We start from the raw sequence: 20,008 nt of genomic DNA on the forward strand, positions 1-20,008 counted from the left end.
CTTAAGTTATAAATTTCATTCGATAGAGTGAAAAAAGAAAAAAAATCACCCGTAAAGGTGATTTTTTTTATACTTCCATAATAATCGGTAAAATCATAGGTTTTCTCTTCGTCTCTTCGTACAAGAACTGCCCTAATAATTCACGAATATTTTGTTTTAACATAGACCATTCAATTGAATATTCTTTAATTGATTGCTCAACAATCATACGTACAATCTCTGTAGAGCGGTCAATTAACGCTTCTGATTCACGTACATATACAAATCCACGTGAGATGATTTCTGGACCAGAGATAATTTTCTTTTCATCTTTACCCAGTGTTACAACAACTACTAATATTCCATCTTGAGATAACATTTTTCTATCTCGAAGAACGATATTACCAACGTCACCTACACCTAATCCATCAATTAACACATTACCAGCTTGCACTTTGCCAACTAAGTTTGCTTCATCGTCACCAAAAGCAATTACATCGCCTTTTTCTACAATAAAGATATTTTCTCTTGCAATACCTACATCTTCAGCTAAGTATGCATGTGCTTTTTGCATACGGAACTCACCATGTACGGGTACAAAATATTTCGGTTTCATTAAATTTAACATTAATTTTAATTCTTCTTGGCTACCGTGACCTGAAACGTGAACTTTTCTTTCACCGTAATAAACAACTTCAGCTCCCGCTCTAAATAACAAGTCAATAATTTTTGATACAGATATTTCATTACCTGGAATTGGAGATGCCGCGATAATAACCGTATCACCTTTACGAATTGAAATTTGTTTATGAGCTTGCTTTGCCATTCTAGAAAGGGCTGCCATCGGTTCACCTTGGCTACCTGTCGTTAAAATAGCTACCTTTTTCTCTGGGAAATTGTCTACTTCTTGTAGTGAAATAACCATACCTTCTGGAACATCTAAATAACCAAGACGTCTTGCGATATCTACCACTTTCACCATACTACGTCCTACAACCGCTACTTTTCGTCCTGTTTCAGCAGCTGCATCAAATACTTGTTGAATACGATGTACATTCGATGCAAATGAAGCAACGATAATACGTCCTTCTGCGCCGTAGAACACTTTAGAAATTTCTACACCAACTTCTTTTTCAGAACCTGTATAGCCTGGACGCTCAGCATTTGTACTATCAGATAATAAGCATAGAACGCCTTCATTTCCGATTTGAGCCATTTTCCCAAGGTCTGCTCCACTATTTCCAATTGGAGTTTGATCGAATTTAAAGTCTCCCGTATATACGATCGCACCTTTTGATGTATGGAAACAAACACCAACAGAATCTGGAATACTATGTGTCGTTCCAAAGAATGACACCGTTGTAGTATTGAACTCTACTGTTGAATTTGAATCGATTGTTTTTAAATCTACACGGCCTAACATACCCGCTTCGCCAAGTTTTTCTTGTATAAGTCCTACCGTTAATTTCGTTGCATACACTGGAATTGATAATTTACGAAGTACGTAAACAATGCCACCAATATGATCTTCATGACCGTGAGTAATAAATAAACCTTTTACTCGCTCTTGGTTTTCTACTAAATATGTAATATCAGGAATAACGATATCAATTCCAAACATTTCATCTCCCGGGAACATTAACCCTGCATCTACAATAAAGATTTCAGAATCAATTTCAACACAGTACATGTTTTTCCCGATTTCACCTACTCCACCAAGAGCAAATACTTTAACAGACTCATTCTCTTTTCTCTTCATGTTGTTGCCTGGTTTAAAAATCTTTCAAACACTGATTTCACTAAAATTGCAGAGACACCAGGGGAAACTCTACAACCACCATATATTCACCGTCCAAGACGAATGTCCTTACCGTTATGCGATATCATGTCCTTGTTTATTTTTTAAACCAGGTTTCACCTCTCTTTCATTATATAAATCAAATATCTTATTCGATATGATATGAAAATGTAATCAAATTATAATTTTTACCAATTTTGCTAAGCATACCCGTACTAAGCTACTTAGCCATATTATACCTGATACAAGAAATAGAACACAAGTTAAATCGTGCGAAAGAAAAAGGAAAAGAACGCATTCCCAACAAACTTATCGAACTGATGTCCTTTATATTTACTCCGATTTCGTACCCCATATCGTTTTGAAGAAATAGCTATAAATACTCTAAATTTATTTCATAATATAGATTTTAAAGACTTATTTTTCTAAAATTGAACAAAAACACTTACAAAATGGAGTTTTTTTATGAATTACATCCTATTTGAAGGATTTTCTCTAAAAACAAAACCGGTAGTTTATTATGTTCATACAAATGTTTATTCTATAATGACTATGATTTTTTAATTCCTTTAAAGGGGTACGATTATTTTCTTATACATGTTGCAATACATAACAAAAAAGTGATTAGTTAGGTGCATAATATAGATCTTATAAGAATGTATCTAGATGAGAATAGAGAAGAAAAGATTTCATACCAATAAAAAAATGACCTAGTTCTACACTAGGTCATTTTTTATTAACGAGGGATAGATTGCATAACAGATTGTAACGTTACTCTTTCTTCTTCTGTTAATGGAAGAAGTGGTAAACGTACAGAACCTACATCTAATCCAACCATTTGTAACGCTGTTTTTACTGGTGTTGGACTTGGCGCCATAAATAATGAATCCGTTACTCTTACAAGTAATTGATGTAATTTTTGCGCCTTCTTAAATTCACCTGCTTGGAACGCTGCAATCATTTCTTGCATTTCATTTCCGATAACATGAGATGCTACAGAAACGATACCTTTCGCTCCAACTGCCATAGCTGGTAGCGTTAAACCGTCATCACCGCTGTATACTGCAAAGTCGTCCGCTGTTTTTTCAATGATTTCTGTCATTGTTAACACATCGCCGCCTGCATCTTTAATCGCAACAATGTTTTCTATTTCTGATAAACGAACAACTGTATCAACGGAGATTTGTACAATAGATCGTCCCGGAACATTATATAGCATAACCGGAAGCGGCGTGCTTTCAGCAATTGCTTTAAAGTGCTGATACATTCCTTCTTGACTCGGTTTGTTATAATACGGTGCTACTAGCATTACTGCATCAACACCAACCTCTGTTGCTTTTTTCGTTAAGTCAATAGAAGCATGCGTATTATTGCTACCTGTTCCAGCGATTACGGGCACCCTTTTATCGACAACAGATACGACATGGCGATATAACGCTACTTTTTCTTCTGAAGTTAATGTAGGAGATTCTCCTGTCGTTCCTCCTACCACGATTGCTGTTGTACCGTTATCAATTAAATAATTTACCAATTTCGTTGTCTTTGCAAAATCGATATTGCCGTTTATATCAAACGGTGTTACCATCGCGGTTGCAATTGTCCCAAAATCTATCATGGTCTCACTCCTTATTGTTCCAGTTGCTTTTCTTTTGAAAGCTCAAACGCACTATGTAATGCATTTACAGCCTCCACTAAATCAGTTTCTTTTACAAGAACCCAAATAGTTGTATGACTATCTGCTGATTGCAGAATTTGAATACCTTTTTCAGCTAAAGCTGTAACGATTTTCGCAGTAACCCCTGGGTATCCTGCCATTCCAGCTCCTACAATAGATACTTTCGCACAATGCTCTGTCACAATTGGCTCATATCCAAGGTTTTGTAATAGTTCAACTGCACGATTTGATACATTATCACTCACCGTATAAGCTACCCCAGTAGGTGAAATGTTAATTAAATCGACACTGATTCCTTCATTCGCCATTTCTTTAAACACATGCTGCTGCAAATCATATGCTGTTTCTTTTGCAAGTACTTTAATTTGCGTCACATTTGATACATGTGCAATACCTGTAACAGGACGTTCTTCTACATCACGGCCTTTTGTAGCGCCGTCAGATGCTGAAATAAGCGTACCTTCACTATCAGAGTACGTAGAACGTACACGAAGCGGTACTTTTGCATGCATCGCAATTTCAACTGCACGTGGATGAACGACTTTTGCACCTTGGTATGCCATGTTACAAATTTCGTTATACGTTACAGTTTGAAGATGACGTGCATCTTTTACAATGCGAGGATCCGCAGTCATCACACCTTCTACATCTGTGAAGATATCGATATATTCAGCATGAAGCGCAACACCTAAAGCTGAAGCTGAAGTATCACTACCTCCGCGTCCAAGTGTTGTCGTATCACCTTTTTTCGTTTGTCCTTGGAATCCTGTCACAACGATTACATCTACATTTTCTAGCTCTTCGTGTATACGATCACAATTCATTTCAATAATCTTAGCATTTGTAAAATCATCATTTGTTACAAAACCAGCTTGTGCACCATTTAATGCCGCCGCTTTTATACCGTTCTCATTTAACATGTTAGAGAAAACGATTGCTGAGATTAATTCTCCGCATGATAATAATAAATCTTGCTCACGATTAGAAATGTGAGATTCCTCTTGATTTACAAGACTTAACAACGTATCAGTTGCATATGGTTCACCTTTACGACCCATAGCAGATACGACAGTCACTACTTTATAACCCGCATCTAGCGATTTTTTTATATGATGAAGCGCATGCTTACGTCCATTTTCATCACGTACAGATGTGCCACCAAATTTTTGAACAATAATTTTCATATTTTGCACCTTCTCTTAGCCGTTTACACTAATTGTAATTTTACTAAGCGCTCTGCAATTTGAACAGAATTCCATGCAGCGCCTTTTAATAAGTTATCAGATACGACCCAAAGATGGAATCCTTTATCGTTATTTAAATCTTTACGGATTCTTCCAACGAATACTTCGTTTTTACCTACTGCAGTAGCTGGCATTGGATATAATTGCTCTTCTGGGTTATCTTGCAGAACGATACCTTCCGCATTTGCAAGTAAGTTCTTTAATTCCTCTACTGTTACGCCCTCTTTTTCTACTTCAATGTAAACAGACTCAGAGTGACCTGATACAACTGGTAAACGTACACATGTTGCCGCTACTTCTAGCTCTGGCATATGCATAATTTTTTTCGTTTCATTAATCATTTTCATTTCTTCAAATGTAAATCCATTATCTTGGAACTTATCAATCTGTGGAATCGCGTTGAAAGCAATCGGGAAATGTTTCTTATCACCTGATACAGGTAAAACATTCGCCTTCACTTCTTCACCATTTAAGATTGCTTGTGATTGTTCATGAAGTTCTTCAATCGCTGCCGCACCAGCACCTGATACAGCTTGATATGTGGAAACGATTACTCGTTTTAAACCATATTGCTGACGAACTGGCTCAAGAGCTACTACCATTTGAATTGTAGAACAGTTTGGATTTGCAATAATACCGTTATGTTCTTTTAAGTCGTTTTCATTTACTTCAGGTACAACAAGTGGCACGTTTTCTGTCATACGGAATGCACTTGTATTATCAACAACAATCGCACCGCGCTTTGCTGCTTCTGGCGCTAATTGTTTTGATACAGATCCACCAGCACTAAATAGTGCGATATCTACTCCTTCAAAACTTTCAGGAGTTGCCTCTTGAACTGTAAATTCTTCGCCTTTAAATACAAGTTTCTTACCTGCAGATCGTTTAGATGAAAGTAACGTTAACTTCCCGATTGGAAATTCTCGTTTCTCTAAAGTATTTAACATTTGTTCACCAACTGCGCCGGTTGCTCCAACTACAGCGACATGAAAAGTTTTTTGCTTTTCCATCACTATGCCCCTTTCTAGATACCAATCCTTCTATAACTTAGAATGAGAAGGAGTATAGAATACCCCTTCTAATCTTAATAACGTTAATTTTATCATATTCTACAGTAAGAATGATGGTTTCATCAAAAATTGTCCGTTTTTTTTCGTTTTTTAATTCATATATCTGAATTTTTCTACGACAACCGGTTGCAATTGCTTCCCTTGCAGTGCTTCTAATACTGTATCTTCAAGCAGCTCCATGCGAGCTACCATTGAGTTCGGTTTTTTCTCTGGTGCGTCTTGACCGAATGGGACGAAGTAGATGTTTTTTGTGGCCATTAGGCGCATGAGATTTACTCCATTAAGCCCTAAAGCATCATTCGTCGAAACGGCCAATACGACAGGCTTGCCATTTCTTAGCGTCGCTTTTGCTGCCATTAGTACTGGAGAGTCTGTCATTGCATTCGCAAATTTACTCATAGAATTTCCTGTTAAAGGAGCAATTACCATACAATCTAATGGGATTTTAGGTCCAAGTGGTTCTGCGCCAACGATTGAATTAATCGCTTTAAAACCTGTTACTTCTTCAATCTTTTTAATCCATTCTGCCCCTTCGCCAAATCTCGTATTTGTTGATTGAACAGTGTAAGAAACAACTGGACGCACTTCAGCTCCCTCAGCAATTAACTTTTCTAAATGAGGCATTACTTCTTCGTACGTACAATGTGAACCCGTAAAACCAAACCCTATTCTTTTCCCTTTTAAATTCATTCCCCATTCTCCTTTCTTGCGATTACATCTTCTGCTAATAACTGAGAAAGAACGTTCGCTAAAATTTGTCCTGCTGTTTTTGGAGCAACAATACCTGGTAATCCAGGTGCTAACAGCGCTTTGACTCCTCTTTTTTCTGCATATCTAAAGTCGGTACCGCCTGGTTTAGAAGCTAAATCAATTACTAACGTATGGGCCGGCATTTTTGAAATGACATTTGCTGTCACAACGAGATGTGGAATTGTATTAATGACAATATCGATATCCCCTACTTCTTTCTCAATGTTCTGCATATGAAAAGGAGAAAACATCATTTCTGTAATACGTGCAATATGTTCCGATCGTCTTGCTCCAACTTTGACATGGGCTCCTAATGATTGAAATGCTCTGGCAACGCTCATCCCTGTTCTACCAAATCCTAAAACCATTACATTAGAACCATGAATTGTATAGTCGGTATGTTGAATTACCATCATTAATGTACCTTCTACAGTTGGTATAGAATTGTAGATTGCCACATCATCACGATCAAATAATTTAATTAGTTTACGGTTTGTAGTAGATACGAGATTTTCCAAGTAAGGCGTACCAATACCTGAATATATAGTAAAATGTTCTGGTGTATTTTCAATTTGTTCTTTCGTTATAGAAACTTTTTCATTTGAAAAAATAGTATCTACTTCTCCCTTGGCATTTGTACCTGCAACTGGCAAAATAATTGCATCTAAAGAAGTGAAATCTAAATTTTGTATACTTTCTTTTGCTGCCCCTGTGAAGCCATGGTCTAACTGATCAAACCCTATCAATGAAAGTTTCGCATCCAATTCAACGAGCTTGCGAATTACTTCTAGCTGTCTTGCATCTCCTCCTATGACAGCAATATGCATCTCAGTCAACATTCCCTAATTCACCTTCTTTTTCTGTCATTTATAAGAAAAGTGCCTACTTTTTCTTTTTCCTCCACATCATATGTAATGTACGAGTTTTAGGTGATTGAAAAACAAAAAGCACCTATCATGTATCCCGCTATTTGTATGTAGGAAGGCCCTACCTCAAAATTCGGCATAGGAAAAGATATTCTGTTGGATTTTGCTCTGAGTAAAATGAACAAAAAAAGATGACCAAAATGGCCATCTTTCACTTCGAATTTGAACGATCTGTAATATCACAAAGAATCATATCATGCCCCACTTTTTTAATTTGCCTCCATGCTACTCTTATTTCTTGTGGTTCCTTTTTGAAACCTCCCCATTTCCCAGCAGGTATAATAAGAGCCTGTATTTGTCCATCCTTCTCATCAACCTCTAAATCCACATAACCTAAAACCCCCATTTTTTCTGCTCTTTCTAAATTAACAATTTCTTTCCCACTTAGTTCACTTAATCGCATACTCTCTCCCCCTACCCAAATTATTCATTTAAGTTATCCATAATTAGTACCTATTCTATATACCCACAAAAAATAACCGTATCTCATTTAAAAGAGATACGGTTATTTTTAAATCATATATAGTAATTACAGTTTTATTCCTTTTGGAAGTTTTCCATCTGGACTAATTAATGCTGCAGAAAATTCATCTGTAAACATGTTACGAATTAACTCATCTACATTTTCTTTTGTTACCGTGTTTACACTTTCAATAATCTCATCAAGTGAACGGTGCTTACGAAGTAGCAATTCATTTTTACCATTACGGCTCATACGACTATTCGTACTTTCTAAACTTAACATTAAGTTTCCTTTTAATTGCTCTTTACTATTCATAAGCTCTTTTTCTGTAATACCTGTATTTTTCAATGTTTCTAATGTTTCTTGCATTGTTTCATACAGTGTATCCAATTGTTGGCTACCTGTTCCACCATACAGCGTTAACATACCTGTATCTTCATAAGAAGAATGGTAAGAGAATACTGAGTAAGCTAACCCGCGTTGCTCACGTACTTCTTGGAATAAACGGCTACTCATACTACCGCCTAAAACGTTATTTAATACAATTAAGTTATAAATATCTTCGTGTCCCATTTGTAAGCCTTTATATCCTAAACATAAATGAGCTTGTTCTGTTTCCTTTTTACGTGCTACCTTATTAAAATGGAAAATTGGGCTATGTACTTGTTCACGGTTTGTCGTTCCTTCATAACTACCGAAATATTGCTCTACTGTTTGTAAAAAGGCTTCATCAATATTTCCTGCAATTGATACAACTACATTTTCTGGTGTGTAGTGATCCTTAATATATTGACGTAGCGTATCACCTGTAAACGTATTAAGCGTTTCTTCTGTTCCTAAAATAGGATATCCAAGCGGATGCGTTTCATATGTTGCTTTCGTTAACATATCATGCACAATATCCTCTGGAGCATCTTCGTACATTTTAATTTCTTCACATACGACATTCTTCTCTTTTTTCAGTTCTTCTTCATCAAATGTTGAATTAAAGAACATATCTGCTAATACATCTAAAGCATATTTAGCATGCTCATCTAGCACTTTTGCATAGTAACAAGTGTATTCTTTTGAAGTAAAAGCATTCACTTGCCCACCAATGCTATCAAATGATTCTGCAATTTCACGTGCACTACGTGTTTCTGTTCCTTTAAAGAACATATGCTCTAAAAAGTGAGAAATCCCGTTATTTTTTTCATTTTCATTTCTTGATCCTGCATGGATCCAAATACCAATCGCAACCGATCTTACAGTTGGTATATTCTCCATAACTATTCTTACACCATTTTTACAAGTATATTTTTTAATCAAAAACTTTCCTCCTACTGCCAGTTTCTCTAAATAAGTGCTATTATTTAATGATAACAAGTTTAAGGATGAATGTCATGCAAATGTATTTAATCTACACGTTTTTCATCCAGTAATTCTGTTATATTCCCTACTTTATATCCTTGTTCCTTCAATTTTGTAATCATTGTATCTAATGCTTCTGTTGTGGACGAAGTAGGATGCATTAATACGATAGCACCTGGATGTATTTTTCTCATTACTCTCTGCAATAGTACACCTGGCTCAGGTCGCTTCCAATCAATTGTATCAACAGTCCACATAATCGTTCCCATTTGAAAATCATCTGCAATTTTCACGACTTCATCCCGAAAACTTCCACTCGGCGGTGCAAACCATCTTACCTTTTGATTCGTAGCTGCTTCGATCATTCGATTTGTTTTTTGTAACTGATCTCTTATTTCATCAGAAGATAACGTTTTCATATTAGGGTGTGTGTAAGAATGATTTCCAACTTCTTGATTTGCATCGACAATCATTTTTGCAAATCGTAAATTTTCTTTCACCCAACGTCCTTCTAAAAAGAAAGTCGCCTTCACATCATGCTTTTTCAATATTTCTAATATACGAGGCAAATACTCATTTCCCCATGCCACATTTATTGTTAACCCGACCATCTTTTTATCCGGATGACCTCTATAAATTGGTGCTGGTGATAAATCTTCTAAGTGGACACTCGGTGATACTTCCTTGAATTCAAGATGTTTTTGATCAAACTGCTTTAATTTCTTCATATTGTTATAGGATGCTTCCATATCAACTTGTCTTCCATTATATCCTGGTGTTGCTTTCCATATCTTATCAATCATCGCATTTTGCGGTGCAATCTCATATTGTTTTGCATGCTTTTGAATTTCTTCATATAAGTGATCCTGTGCAAAAACAGAATAAGAACCTGCACTGACATATAAAAAGAATATACATATGTATACCAATATACGAGTTTTCATATAAACCCTCCCATTAACTATATAAAAAACCATTTTTCTTCTTATCTTTGTTAATTTGAGCGTTATAATGAAAACTATACCTATACTGACATAAAAATATATGCAAATCATATTTTTACATAACAAAAAAAGCCAGTTAAACTGGCTTTTGCTTATTGCTGCTCTTGTTTGTTTTCTTCTTTAGCAGCTTCTTTTTCTTGCTCTTCTTTTAGCAATACTTTTCTAGATAAATTCACGCGACCTTGCTTGTCAATCTCGATAACTTTAACTGTAATTACATCACCGATTTTCACAACGTCTTCTACTTTACCTACACGCTCAAGTGCAAGTTCAGAAATGTGAACTAATCCATCTTTACCGCTGAATAATTCAACGAAAGCACCGAATTTCTCAACACGTTTCACTTTTCCTTCGTAGATTTCACCTACTTGTACTTCACGAACGATATCCTCGATAATTTTCTTAGCTTTGTCGTTCATTTCTTGATTTATTGAAGAAATGAATACTGTACCATCTTGCTCGATGTCAATTTTAACGCCAGTTTCTTCAATAATTTTATTGATTTGTTTACCGCTTGGTCCGATAACATCACGGATTTTATCCGGGTTAATTGTCATTGTAATAATCTTTGGAGCGTACGCTGATAATTCAGTGCGTGGCTCTGCAATTACAGATAACATATGATCTAGAATGTGCATACGACCAACTTTCGCTTGTTGTAATGCCTCTTCTAAAATTTCACGAGATAGACCATCGATTTTAATGTCCATTTGTAGTGCAGTTACACCGTGTGCTGTACCTGCTACTTTAAAGTCCATATCACCTAAATGATCTTCCATACCTTGAATATCAGTTAAAATTGTGTAATGCTCACCTGATTTAACTAGGCCCATTGCAATACCTGCAACTGGAGCTTTAAGTGGAACACCAGCATCCATCATTGCTAAAGTACTACCACAAATACTCGCTTGTGAAGTAGAACCATTTGATTCTAATACTTCAGATACAAGACGTACTGTGTATGGGAAATCTTTTTCAGACGGAATTACAGGCTCAAGAGCACGTTCTCCTAGTGCACCGTGACCAATTTCACGACGACCTGGTCCACGCATTGGTCTTGTTTCACCAACACTAAATGATGGGAAATTGTAATGGTGCATAAAGCGTTTTGATTCTTCTACACCAAGGCCATCTAAAATTTGCACATCGCCTAATGCGCCTAATGTACAAATACTTAATGCTTGTGTTTGTCCACGTGTGAATAAACCAGAACCGTGTGTACGAGATAAAATGCCAACCTCTGATGCTAATGGACGGATTTCGTCACCTTTACGGCCATCTGGGCGGATTTTCTCAACTGTAATAAGACGACGTACTTCTTCTTTTACAATTTTATATAAAATCTCATTTACTTGTCCTAATGTATCAGCATCAGCTTCTTGCGCTTCGTAATGCTCAATTACACGCTTTTTCACTTCGTTAATTGCATCTTCACGTGCATGTTTCTCATGTACTTGAATTGCAGAATGCATATCCTTCTCAGCCATTTCACGTACAGCTTGGTTAAGATCAGCGTCAACTTCATAAAGTTTCACTTCTGATTTCTCTTTACCTACAGCTTGTACAATCTCTTCTTGGAATGCAATTAGACGTTTAATTTCGTCATGACCAAACATAATTGCTTCTAACATTGTTTCCTCAGGCACTTGATCTGCTCCTGCTTCAACCATGTTAATTGCATCTTTCGTACCAGCTACAACAAGGTGAATATCACTTTGTTCTTGCTGTTCTACTGTTGGGTTGATAACGAATTCGCCGTTAATACGACCAACTGTTGCACCCGCGATCGGACCTTCAAATGGAATGTCTGAAATCGATAACGCTAATGAAGAACCAAGCATAGCTGCCATTTCAGAAGAACAATCTTGATCAACACTCATTACGATGCTGACAACTTGTACTTCGTTACGGAATCCATCTGCGAAAAGTGGACGAATTGGACGGTCGATTAAACGACTTGCCAAAATTGCTTTTTCACTTGGACGACCTTCACGTTTAATGAAACCGCCAGGAATTTTTCCGACTGCATATAAACGCTCTTCATAGTTTACTGTAAGTGGGAAGAAATCTACATTTTTTGCTTCTTTTGATGCAGTTGCTGTAGATAGAACCGCTGTATCGCCATATCTTACTAATACTGCTCCGTTTGCTTGCTTTGCAAGCTGACCTGTTTCAACTGTTAGCTGGCGACCAGCTAAATCTATCGAGAAGACTTGCTTTTCTTGACTCATTTAAGTACCCCTCTCAATTTAAAGTATTCAATTCTTCTATGTAAATGGATAGTATATCACAATATTCTACCTCTAGTATTACCGAAAATGAAGTAAGCTATAAAGAGTAGAAGATATATTTTTACCTAACAAAAAAGCGGGAATATTCCCGCTTCTTTGACTATCGACGTAAGCCAAGCTTTGTGATTAATTCACGGTAACGTGTGATATCGCTATTACGAAGGTAAGTTAGTAAGTTACGACGTTTACCAACCATCTTTAATAGACCACGACGTGAATGATGATCTTTCTTGTGAGTACGTAAGTGCTCGTTTAGAGTGTTAATTTGCTCCGTTAGGACAGCAATTTGAACCTCTGGAGAACCAGTATCAGTCTCATGAGTTCTAAATTGTGCAATGATTTCATTTTTACGCTCTTGTGTTAAAGCCATCCTATTTCACCTCCTATTAATTAAACCCCCGATTACCTAGCAAGCGTCGGTGAGTCGCAATGCCAAGCAATGGTTGTCATAAAGTACATAACATAGAATACTACTTTTCATTTGAAAAAGCAAGTATATTATTTTCGTTCGCAAAATATTCTTGTGCTGTTTTCTTATCTTTTGCGATTTGTTCAACTAACTCATCGATGCCATTGAATTTCTTCTCTTCTCTTATACGCATATGCCACTCTACTGTAACATTTTGATCATATATGTCTTTGTTAAATTCAAATAAGTGCACTTCAATAGATAGTTGGCGCTCATCTTCTTTAAAGGTTGGTTTATATCCAATATTACATACACCATCGTACCATTCATCGTGAACTTTTAATCTCACTGCATAAACACCTACAGGTGGTAATAGATACTCATCACTTAAACCTACATTAGCTGTTGGGAAACCAATTTGACGTCCACGTTTATCACCGTGTACAACCGTTCCTCCTACTGTATATGCTCTACCTAAAATAGATGGAATTTGCTCCATTTCGCCATTTCGAATTAACTTTCGTAATGCCGTAGAACTTACTTTCTCTTCTTGAAATTCAACTTTTTCAATCACAGTCTGTGTAAACTCCCCTCTTGCATGAAATGGTAAAGTCTCCATCTTTCCTTTTCCTAAACGTCCATATGAATAATCAAACCCTGCTACTACATGCTTTACATTTAAACCAATAATATAATCATCTACAAATTGTTGTGGCAATAAGCCTGCAAATGATTCATCGAATTTAACAACATATAATATATCGATTCCTAAACTCTCGACTATTTTTTCTTTATCACACATTGGTGTAATATACTCCGCATGCGCTTCCTTTTTACCTAAAACAACAGATGGATGCGGATAAAATGTCATCACTGCACTTTTATATCCCTTTTCATCCGCTATTTGTTTCGCAGTTCGAATCACACATTGATGTCCTAAATGAATGCCATCAAAAAATCCTAATGCCATTACAGTAGGTGGTAATTCTAATTTATTTTGTTCATGTGGATGAGTTAAATGAATAAGTTTCACGCTTGAATTCACCTTTTTCTGTAATAATCCTTCCAATAATTCATTATAGCTTTAGTTCTTGATTATTCACAAGTACTTTCATCGGCTTTAGCATACCAGGGTGTTTTGGATGGTGCTCATAAATTGCAAGGCAACGATCGTTTTTATCAAACACTGTTATAAATGGCGCCGTTATTTGCAATTCATTTTTTAAGAACATACCATTTTTTATTTTTTCTGCTTGCTTTTCATCTACAACCATTTTCGGGAACTTACTTAATGCTTCATCAATTGAAATGAAGATAGACTCTACTGTTCCATTTTGCACGTTTTCTTCAATTTCTTCAAATGATATGCAATCTTCTAATACAAATTCACCTGAAGCCGTTCTTACAAGGTGAGACATATGTGATGGAAAACCAAGTTTTTCACCAATCATTACCGCTAATGTTCTTACATATGTTCCTTTACTACACGTTACACGGAAACGGAATGAAATATTTTCTCCTTCAAACACTTCACGATCATCTAGTAATACAAATTCATGAATTGTAATTGTACGAACTGGACGTTCAACCTCTTGTCCTGCTCTTGCATATTCATATAATTTTTTTCCGTTAACTTTTACAGCCGAAAACATCGGAGGCATTTGCTCAATCGTACCTGTTAATGCGGCAAGAACCTCCTCCACTTCTTTACGAGTAATAACACGATCTACATGTTTCGTTTCCACAACTTCACCTGAAGCATCTTCAGTTGTTGTTGAAAACCCTAATGTTACTTCACCTTCATATGTTTTCGTTTCACTTGTTAAAAATTGTGCAATCTTCGTTGCTCGTCCAACACAAATAGGCAATACTCCTGTTACATCTGGATCTAATGTTCCTGTATGACCAATTCGTTTTTCACGCAATATCTTTCTTAATTTAAATACACAATCGTGTGATGTCATGCCTTTTGGCTTATGTAATAATACTACACCTTCCATATATGTTCACCTCATCGTAATTCTTTCATAATCATTACCTAAAACTTATTTTACATTGAAAAAATGGATAGACAAATGTCTATCCATTATTCTTCACGTTTACCTTCTTTATTAATTTCATGTAAAAGTGTATCAATTCGATGACCATATCCGATAGATTCATCAAATTCAAAGGAAATTTCAGGCGTTTTACGAAGACGAATACGTTGGCCAATTTCTGAACGAATGAAGCCTTTTGCCTTCGCTAAACCTTTTAGTGTACTTTCTTTCTGCTCTTCATCACCTAAAACAGAAATATACACTGTAGCAATTTGTAAATCTCCACTCACTTGTACATCTGTTACAGTAACAAATCCGACACGTGGATCTTTAATTTTACGACTGATGATGTCGCCTAATTCTTTTTTCATTTGCTCGCCTACACGGTTTGCACGTAATTTCATAACTCTTCACCTCATTCAATACCATTCCAATTGTGTTATCGTACGTTCAATTTCAGGAAATGAATCGATATACTCAAGTACACGATTCATTTCTTTTTCACAAATAACACGATTTGAGGATACGGAAACAATCGCAATTTCTGTACGTTGCCATACATCTTGATGCCCTACTTCTGAAACAGCTACGTTATAACGCTGTTTCACACGAGTTAACACCCGTTGCAAAATTGCTCGTTTCTCTTTTAAAGAATGCACATCGTAAATCATACACTCAAATGAGAGAGAAGCGATAATCATCGCTTCACTTCTTCCATAATGTACGCTTCAATGATGTCCCCTTCTTTAAGATCGTTGTATTTCTCAATTGTAATACCACACTCATAGTTTTGAGCAACTTCTTTTACGTCGTCTTTGAAACGTTTTAACGTATCAAGTTGACCTTCATAGATTACCACACCATCACGGATAATACGCACGCCGCTATCACGTGTAATTTTACCATCTGTTACGTAACAACCTGCGATTGTTCCAACTTTTGTTACTTTAAACGTTTGACGTACTTCTGCTTGACCGATTACTTTTTCTTCAAATTCTGGATCTAGCATACCTTGCATCGCTGCTTCGATCTCTTCGATTACTTTATAAATAATGCGGTGTAAACGAATATCAACGTTCTCTAATTCAGCTGTACGCTTCGCATTTACATCTGGGCGTACGTTAAATCCAATTACAATTGCATTAGATGCAGAAGCTAAAATGATATCAGATTCTGTAATCGCACCTACGCCTGTATGGATAATTTTAACTTTAACACCTTCAACATCAATTTTACGAAGTGATGCTGCCATTGCTTCTACAGAACCTTGTACGTCCGCTTTCACAATTAAGTTAATTTCTTTTACATCGCCCTCTTGGATTTGTTGGAATAAATCTTCAAGGCTTAATTTAGATTTCTCACCACGTTGAGCAAGTAACGCTTCTTGTGCACGTGATTCACCGATTTGACGAGCTTTCTTCTCATCAGCGAATGCCATGAAACGATCTCCTGCTTGTGGTACTTCGTTTAAACCTGTAATTTCAACAGGAGTTGATGGACCAGCAACTTTTACACGACGACCAATATCACTTACCATTGCACGAACACGACCGAATGTAGTTCCAACAACGATTGGATCTCCTACTCGAAGCGTACCGTTTTGAACAAGTAATGTCGCAATAGTTCCTTTACCTTTATCAAGCTGGGCTTCGATTACAGTACCAGTTGCATAGCGGTTTGGATTTGCTTTATACTCTTCTACTTCACTTACAAGAAGAATCATTTCTAGTAAGTTGTCAATTCCTTCGCCTTGAATCGCAGAAATTGGTACGAAAATTGTGTCTCCGCCCCATGCTTCTGGAACTAATTCATATTCTGTTAGTTCTTGCATTACGCGATCAGGGTTCGCAGCTGGTTTATCCATTTTATTCACAGCAACAATAATTGGTACTCCTGCTGCTTTCGCATGGTTAATTGCTTCAACTGTTTGTGGCATAACACCGTCATCAGCTGCAACAACAAGGATTGTAATATCCGTTACTTGTGCACCACGAGCACGCATCGTTGTAAACGCCGCGTGACCAGGTGTATCTAAGAATGTAATTTTCTTGTCATTTACTTCAACTTGGTATGCACCAATATGCTGAGTAATTCCACCCGCTTCACCAGCAGTTACTTTAGAGTTACGGATAGAGTCAAGCAATGTTGTTTTACCATGGTCAACGTGTCCCATGATTGTAACTACAGCTGGACGCTCTTTTAAGTTCTCTTCATCATCTTGCTCATCGATGAATGTTTCAAACTCAGTTTCGCTTACAATTACTTCTTCTTCTACTTCAATACCGTAGTCGTTAGCAATTAACTCAATTGTATCTTTATCTAAATCTTGGTTAATTGTTGCCATAATTCCAAGCATGAAGAGCTTTTTAATAATTTCAGATGGCTCTTTGCTTAATTTCTTAGCAAGATCACCTACTGTAAGACTTCCAGAGAAAGTAATTTTATCTGGTGTTTCTACAGTTTGTGTTTGTTGTCTTCCAGCAAAGTTCTCTTGACGCTTATCTTCATTTCCTTTGCCTTTTTTCTTTTTCTTATTGCTGTTCTTTTTACTACGAACAACTTTTTCTTCTACTTCAAACTCATCTGCAACAGAAGGTTTTTCAGCTTGATACTCATTATCTAATTTGTTTACTACTTCATCGTCTAACATTGTCATATGATTCGAAACCTCGATATTCATTTCTTTTAGTTTTGTCATAAGATCTTTACTTGAGATATTATGTTTTTTCGCATATTCATGCACTCGAATTTTACTCATACCTTCACCCCCGGTAATTTGTATCGAGCATGCTACGCAGCTTTTTCGCAAAGCCTTCATCTAACACAGCTACAACGACTCGCTCATCTCTCCCAATCGCATGCCCTAATTGTTGTCGATTTTCGACCTTTCTCATTGGTACGTTGTAGTACGTCGTTTTATCCGTGATACGCTTTGTAGTATTTACTGACGCATCCTCAGATAGCAACACAAGTTTTGCCTTGCCACTTCGTACTTCCTTTAAAACGAGTTCTTCACCCGAAATAATTTTTCGAGCCCGGTTTGCTAGTCCTAAAAACGATTTCCAATCGGACACTTATTTCGACTCCTTCTCAACAAGCTCAAGAAGTTCTTCATAAAGAGAACTGTCGATTTTCGCTTTTAGATGATGTTCCAAAACATTTTTCTTTTGAGCTTGAAGAATGCTTTCTTTATCTTTTGATAAATAAGCACCTCGTCCTGATTTCTTTCCAGTTAAATCAATAGACACTTCTCCCTCTTTGGAACGAACAATGCGAACGAGCTCTCGTTTTGATTTCATTTCTTGCGTTGCAACACATTTTCGTAACGGAACTTTTCGATTGCTCATACTCATCACCTCTATTCGATTTCGTCTTCAACAGAATCGAATCCGAATGCGACTACGCTATCTTCTTCTGTTACAATACCAAGTTGTTTCGCATCAGACTCACTCTTAATATCAATTTTCCAACCTGTTAATTTAGCTGCAAGACGTGCATTTTGTCCACGTTTACCGATAGCTAATGACAGTTGGTGGTCTGGAACAACAACTGTTGTTGCTTTTTCTTCTTCATCTACAAGTACTTTCACAACTTGTGATGGGCTTAAAGCATTGGCAACATATTCTACTGGATCATTTGACCAGCGAACGATGTCAATCTTTTCACCTTTTAGTTCGTCTACAATGCGTTGTACACGTTGTCCTTTCGGTCCTACACAAGAACCTACTGGATCCACATCAATGTTCTCTGCATGTACAGAGATTTTAGAACGATCTCCTGCCTCACGTGCTACAGAACGAATTTCAACCGTTCCATCATAGATTTCAGGAACTTCCATTTCGAATAAACGTTTTAAAAGACCAGGATGTGTACGTGATACGTAAATTTGTGGTCCTTTTGTTGTTTTTTCTACTTTCGTAATGAATACGCGAATACGATCATGTGGTTTGTATTGTTCGTTTGGCATTTGCTCACTTACAGGTAATAAAGCTTCTACTTTTCCTAAGCTTACATAGATGAAACGAGCATCTTGACGTTGTACGATACCAACCATGATATCTTCTTCACGGTCACTAAACTCAGAGTAAATAACACCACGCTCAGCTTCACGCACTCGTTGTGTTACAACTTGTTTTGCAGTTTGTGCTGCAATACGACCGAAATCTTTTGGTGTTACTTCAATTTCTAGTACGTCACCATCTTGATAGTTTGGATTAATTTGTCTTGCTTCTTCAACAGAAATTTCAAGACGTGGATCAAACACATTATCAACAACGTCTTTACGTGCTAAAACTTGGATTGTTCCCACTTGTGGGTTAAAGCTCACACGAACGTTTTGTGCTTGGTTAAAATTGCGTTTATAAGCAGAGATTAACGCTGCTTCAATCGCATCAATAATAATATCTTTGCTAATTCCTTTTTCTGACTCTAATACGAGCAAGGCATCTAACAACTCAGTGCTCATGAAGATCCCCCTTCTAACTAAAACGTAACAGCAAGTCGCGCATTTGCAACTTTGTCCATTGGAATTTGGATTTCTTTTTTACGTGTTTTAATTGTTAATAATAGTGTAATTGTAGTACCATCGTAGGAAAGCATTTTTCCTTCAAACATCTTTTCACCATCAATCGGCTCATATGTTTTAATTGCCACTTGTTTTCCTACCGCTTGCTGGAAGTCTTTCTCTTTCTTTAATGGACGTTCTGCTCCAGGAGATGACACATCCAAAAAGTAAAGATGAGGAATTGGATCCTCTTTATCTAAAGCTTCGCTTAAACGTTCACTCACCGCACCGCATTCTTCAATGTCGACTCCCTTTTCAGAATCGATGAATACGCGTAAGAACCAGTCTTGTCCTTCTTTCACATACTCTACATCTACAAGTTCAAGATTTAACTCTTCAACAATTGGCTGCGCAAATGCTTCTACAACTTCTGTGACTTTCTTATCCATAAACAGCCTCCTTCCTGCCGCCATGTACCATTCACAAGAAAAGACCCCGTCCATAGA

The 20,008-nt window shown here is 36.8% G+C and carries 20 protein-coding genes; all 20 read right to left on the minus strand.

What is annotated here, in order from left to right; all coding sequences use genetic code 11:
• Positions 1 to 67 precede the first annotated feature (67 nt).
• Positions 68 to 1,738: a ribonuclease J gene (locus ACTFR9_RS11080; protein WP_000823084.1), complete on the minus strand. Its 1,671-nt coding sequence runs from the start codon at positions 1,736 to 1,738 to the stop codon at positions 68 to 70.
• 775 nt (positions 1,739 to 2,513) lie between these two features.
• Positions 2,514 to 3,392, minus strand: a complete 879-nt coding sequence (gene dapA, locus ACTFR9_RS11085; protein ID WP_000564761.1) for a 4-hydroxy-tetrahydrodipicolinate synthase — start codon at positions 3,390 to 3,392, stop codon at positions 2,514 to 2,516.
• Between the two features lie 11 nt (positions 3,393 to 3,403).
• Complete coding sequence (dapG, locus tag ACTFR9_RS11090; protein ID WP_000692473.1) at positions 3,404 to 4,636, minus strand: aspartate kinase; 1,233 nt, start codon at positions 4,634 to 4,636, stop codon at positions 3,404 to 3,406.
• A gap of 23 nt (positions 4,637 to 4,659) precedes the next feature.
• Positions 4,660 to 5,706: an aspartate-semialdehyde dehydrogenase gene (gene asd / locus ACTFR9_RS11095; protein WP_000414848.1), complete on the minus strand. Its 1,047-nt coding sequence runs from the start codon at positions 5,704 to 5,706 to the stop codon at positions 4,660 to 4,662.
• Positions 5,707 to 5,856: 150 nt separating this feature from the next.
• Positions 5,857 to 6,456, minus strand: a complete 600-nt coding sequence (dpaB, locus tag ACTFR9_RS11100) for a dipicolinate synthase subunit B (RefSeq protein WP_001049480.1) — start codon at positions 6,454 to 6,456, stop codon at positions 5,857 to 5,859.
• Positions 6,453 to 7,355, minus strand: coding sequence for a dipicolinic acid synthetase subunit A (gene dpaA / locus ACTFR9_RS11105; protein ID WP_000954725.1), 903 nt, complete (start codon positions 7,353 to 7,355; stop codon positions 6,453 to 6,455). Before dpaA ends, dpaB begins: the two co-directional genes overlap by 4 nt.
• A gap of 238 nt (positions 7,356 to 7,593) precedes the next feature.
• The gene (locus ACTFR9_RS11110) at positions 7,594 to 7,845 is read right to left on the minus strand and encodes a YlmC/YmxH family sporulation protein (RefSeq protein ID WP_001239753.1); all 252 of its coding nucleotides are present in this window, start codon (positions 7,843 to 7,845) and stop codon (positions 7,594 to 7,596) included.
• A gap of 126 nt (positions 7,846 to 7,971) precedes the next feature.
• Entirely contained in the window at positions 7,972 to 9,213 is a 1,242-nt protein-coding gene (locus ACTFR9_RS11115; RefSeq protein ID WP_440048969.1) for a M16 family metallopeptidase, read from the minus strand.
• Between the two features lie 86 nt (positions 9,214 to 9,299).
• Positions 9,300 to 10,199, minus strand: a complete 900-nt coding sequence (locus tag ACTFR9_RS11120; RefSeq protein ID WP_229136213.1) for a polysaccharide deacetylase family protein — start codon at positions 10,197 to 10,199, stop codon at positions 9,300 to 9,302.
• Between the two features lie 152 nt (positions 10,200 to 10,351).
• Complete coding sequence (gene pnp / locus ACTFR9_RS11125) at positions 10,352 to 12,490, minus strand: polyribonucleotide nucleotidyltransferase (protein WP_000076746.1); 2,139 nt, start codon at positions 12,488 to 12,490, stop codon at positions 10,352 to 10,354.
• 160 nt (positions 12,491 to 12,650) lie between these two features.
• Positions 12,651 to 12,920 (minus strand): 30S ribosomal protein S15, encoded by a 270-nt coding sequence (gene rpsO, locus ACTFR9_RS11130; RefSeq protein WP_001229392.1) that lies wholly within the window; start codon positions 12,918 to 12,920, stop codon positions 12,651 to 12,653.
• Between the two features lie 100 nt (positions 12,921 to 13,020).
• Positions 13,021 to 13,992: a bifunctional riboflavin kinase/FAD synthetase gene (gene ribF / locus ACTFR9_RS11135; RefSeq protein ID WP_000766710.1), complete on the minus strand. Its 972-nt coding sequence runs from the start codon at positions 13,990 to 13,992 to the stop codon at positions 13,021 to 13,023.
• Positions 13,993 to 14,035: 43 nt separating this feature from the next.
• Positions 14,036 to 14,959, minus strand: coding sequence for a tRNA pseudouridine(55) synthase TruB (gene truB, locus ACTFR9_RS11140; RefSeq protein ID WP_000399341.1), 924 nt, complete (start codon positions 14,957 to 14,959; stop codon positions 14,036 to 14,038).
• Positions 14,960 to 15,045: 86 nt separating this feature from the next.
• Positions 15,046 to 15,402: a 30S ribosome-binding factor RbfA gene (gene rbfA, locus ACTFR9_RS11145; RefSeq protein WP_000776443.1), complete on the minus strand. Its 357-nt coding sequence runs from the start codon at positions 15,400 to 15,402 to the stop codon at positions 15,046 to 15,048.
• A 15-nt stretch (positions 15,403 to 15,417) separates the two neighbouring features.
• Positions 15,418 to 15,699, minus strand: coding sequence for a DUF503 domain-containing protein (locus ACTFR9_RS11150; protein WP_000582364.1), 282 nt, complete (start codon positions 15,697 to 15,699; stop codon positions 15,418 to 15,420).
• Positions 15,696 to 17,756, minus strand: coding sequence for a translation initiation factor IF-2 (gene infB, locus ACTFR9_RS11155; protein ID WP_000036342.1), 2,061 nt, complete (start codon positions 17,754 to 17,756; stop codon positions 15,696 to 15,698). Before infB ends, ACTFR9_RS11150 begins: the two co-directional genes overlap by 4 nt.
• 4 nt (positions 17,757 to 17,760) lie before the next feature.
• Positions 17,761 to 18,072, minus strand: a complete 312-nt coding sequence (locus ACTFR9_RS11160; RefSeq protein ID WP_001286523.1) for a YlxQ family RNA-binding protein — start codon at positions 18,070 to 18,072, stop codon at positions 17,761 to 17,763.
• Positions 18,073 to 18,345, minus strand: coding sequence for an RNase P modulator RnpM (gene rnpM / locus ACTFR9_RS11165; protein WP_000071128.1), 273 nt, complete (start codon positions 18,343 to 18,345; stop codon positions 18,073 to 18,075).
• Between the two features lie 11 nt (positions 18,346 to 18,356).
• Positions 18,357 to 19,463, minus strand: a complete 1,107-nt coding sequence (nusA, locus tag ACTFR9_RS11170; RefSeq protein ID WP_000102609.1) for a transcription termination factor NusA — start codon at positions 19,461 to 19,463, stop codon at positions 18,357 to 18,359.
• A 17-nt stretch (positions 19,464 to 19,480) separates the two neighbouring features.
• On the minus strand, positions 19,481 to 19,951 hold the full coding sequence (gene rimP / locus ACTFR9_RS11175; RefSeq protein WP_000359097.1) for a ribosome maturation factor RimP: 471 nt from the start codon (positions 19,949 to 19,951) through the stop codon (positions 19,481 to 19,483).
• Positions 19,952 to 20,008 lie beyond the last annotated feature (57 nt).

Source organism: Bacillus cereus group sp. MYBK222-1, assembly GCF_051916425.1.
Classification (GTDB): Bacteria; Bacillota; Bacilli; order Bacillales; family Bacillaceae_G; genus Bacillus_A; species Bacillus_A paranthracis.

What these genes read in the sequence shown, in the direction of transcription:
- ACTFR9_RS11120 (WP_229136213.1), bottom strand. Translation starts at nt 10,199, where the DNA reads ATGAAAACTCGTATATTGGTATACATATGTATATTCTTTTTATATGTC.
- dpaA (WP_000954725.1), bottom strand. Translation starts at nt 7,355, where the DNA reads ATGTTGACTGAGATGCATATTGCTGTCATAGGAGGAGATGCAAGACAG.
- asd (WP_000414848.1), bottom strand. Translation starts at nt 5,706, where the DNA reads ATGGAAAAGCAAAAAACTTTTCATGTCGCTGTAGTTGGAGCAACCGGC.
- truB (WP_000399341.1), bottom strand. Translation starts at nt 14,959, where the DNA reads ATGGAAGGTGTAGTATTATTACATAAGCCAAAAGGCATGACATCACAC.
- rimP (WP_000359097.1), bottom strand. Translation starts at nt 19,951, where the DNA reads ATGGATAAGAAAGTCACAGAAGTTGTAGAAGCATTTGCGCAGCCAATT.
- ACTFR9_RS11150 (WP_000582364.1), bottom strand. Translation starts at nt 15,699, where the DNA reads ATGATTATCGCTTCTCTCTCATTTGAGTGTATGATTTACGATGTGCAT.
- rnpM (WP_000071128.1), bottom strand. Translation starts at nt 18,345, where the DNA reads ATGAGCAATCGAAAAGTTCCGTTACGAAAATGTGTTGCAACGCAAGAA.
- rpsO (WP_001229392.1), bottom strand. Translation starts at nt 12,920, where the DNA reads ATGGCTTTAACACAAGAGCGTAAAAATGAAATCATTGCACAATTTAGA.
- nusA (WP_000102609.1), bottom strand. Translation starts at nt 19,463, where the DNA reads ATGAGCACTGAGTTGTTAGATGCCTTGCTCGTATTAGAGTCAGAAAAA.
- dapG (WP_000692473.1), bottom strand. Translation starts at nt 4,636, where the DNA reads ATGAAAATTATTGTTCAAAAATTTGGTGGCACATCTGTACGTGATGAA.
- infB (WP_000036342.1), bottom strand. Translation starts at nt 17,756, where the DNA reads ATGAGTAAAATTCGAGTGCATGAATATGCGAAAAAACATAATATCTCA.
- pnp (WP_000076746.1), bottom strand. Translation starts at nt 12,490, where the DNA reads ATGAGTCAAGAAAAGCAAGTCTTCTCGATAGATTTAGCTGGTCGCCAG.
- dpaB (WP_001049480.1), bottom strand. Translation starts at nt 6,456, where the DNA reads ATGAATTTAAAAGGGAAAAGAATAGGGTTTGGTTTTACGGGTTCACAT.
- ACTFR9_RS11080 (WP_000823084.1), bottom strand. Translation starts at nt 1,738, where the DNA reads ATGAAGAGAAAAGAGAATGAGTCTGTTAAAGTATTTGCTCTTGGTGGA.
- ACTFR9_RS11110 (WP_001239753.1), bottom strand. Translation starts at nt 7,845, where the DNA reads ATGCGATTAAGTGAACTAAGTGGGAAAGAAATTGTTAATTTAGAAAGA.
- dapA (WP_000564761.1), bottom strand. Translation starts at nt 3,392, where the DNA reads ATGATAGATTTTGGGACAATTGCAACCGCGATGGTAACACCGTTTGAT.
- rbfA (WP_000776443.1), bottom strand. Translation starts at nt 15,402, where the DNA reads ATGAAATTACGTGCAAACCGTGTAGGCGAGCAAATGAAAAAAGAATTA.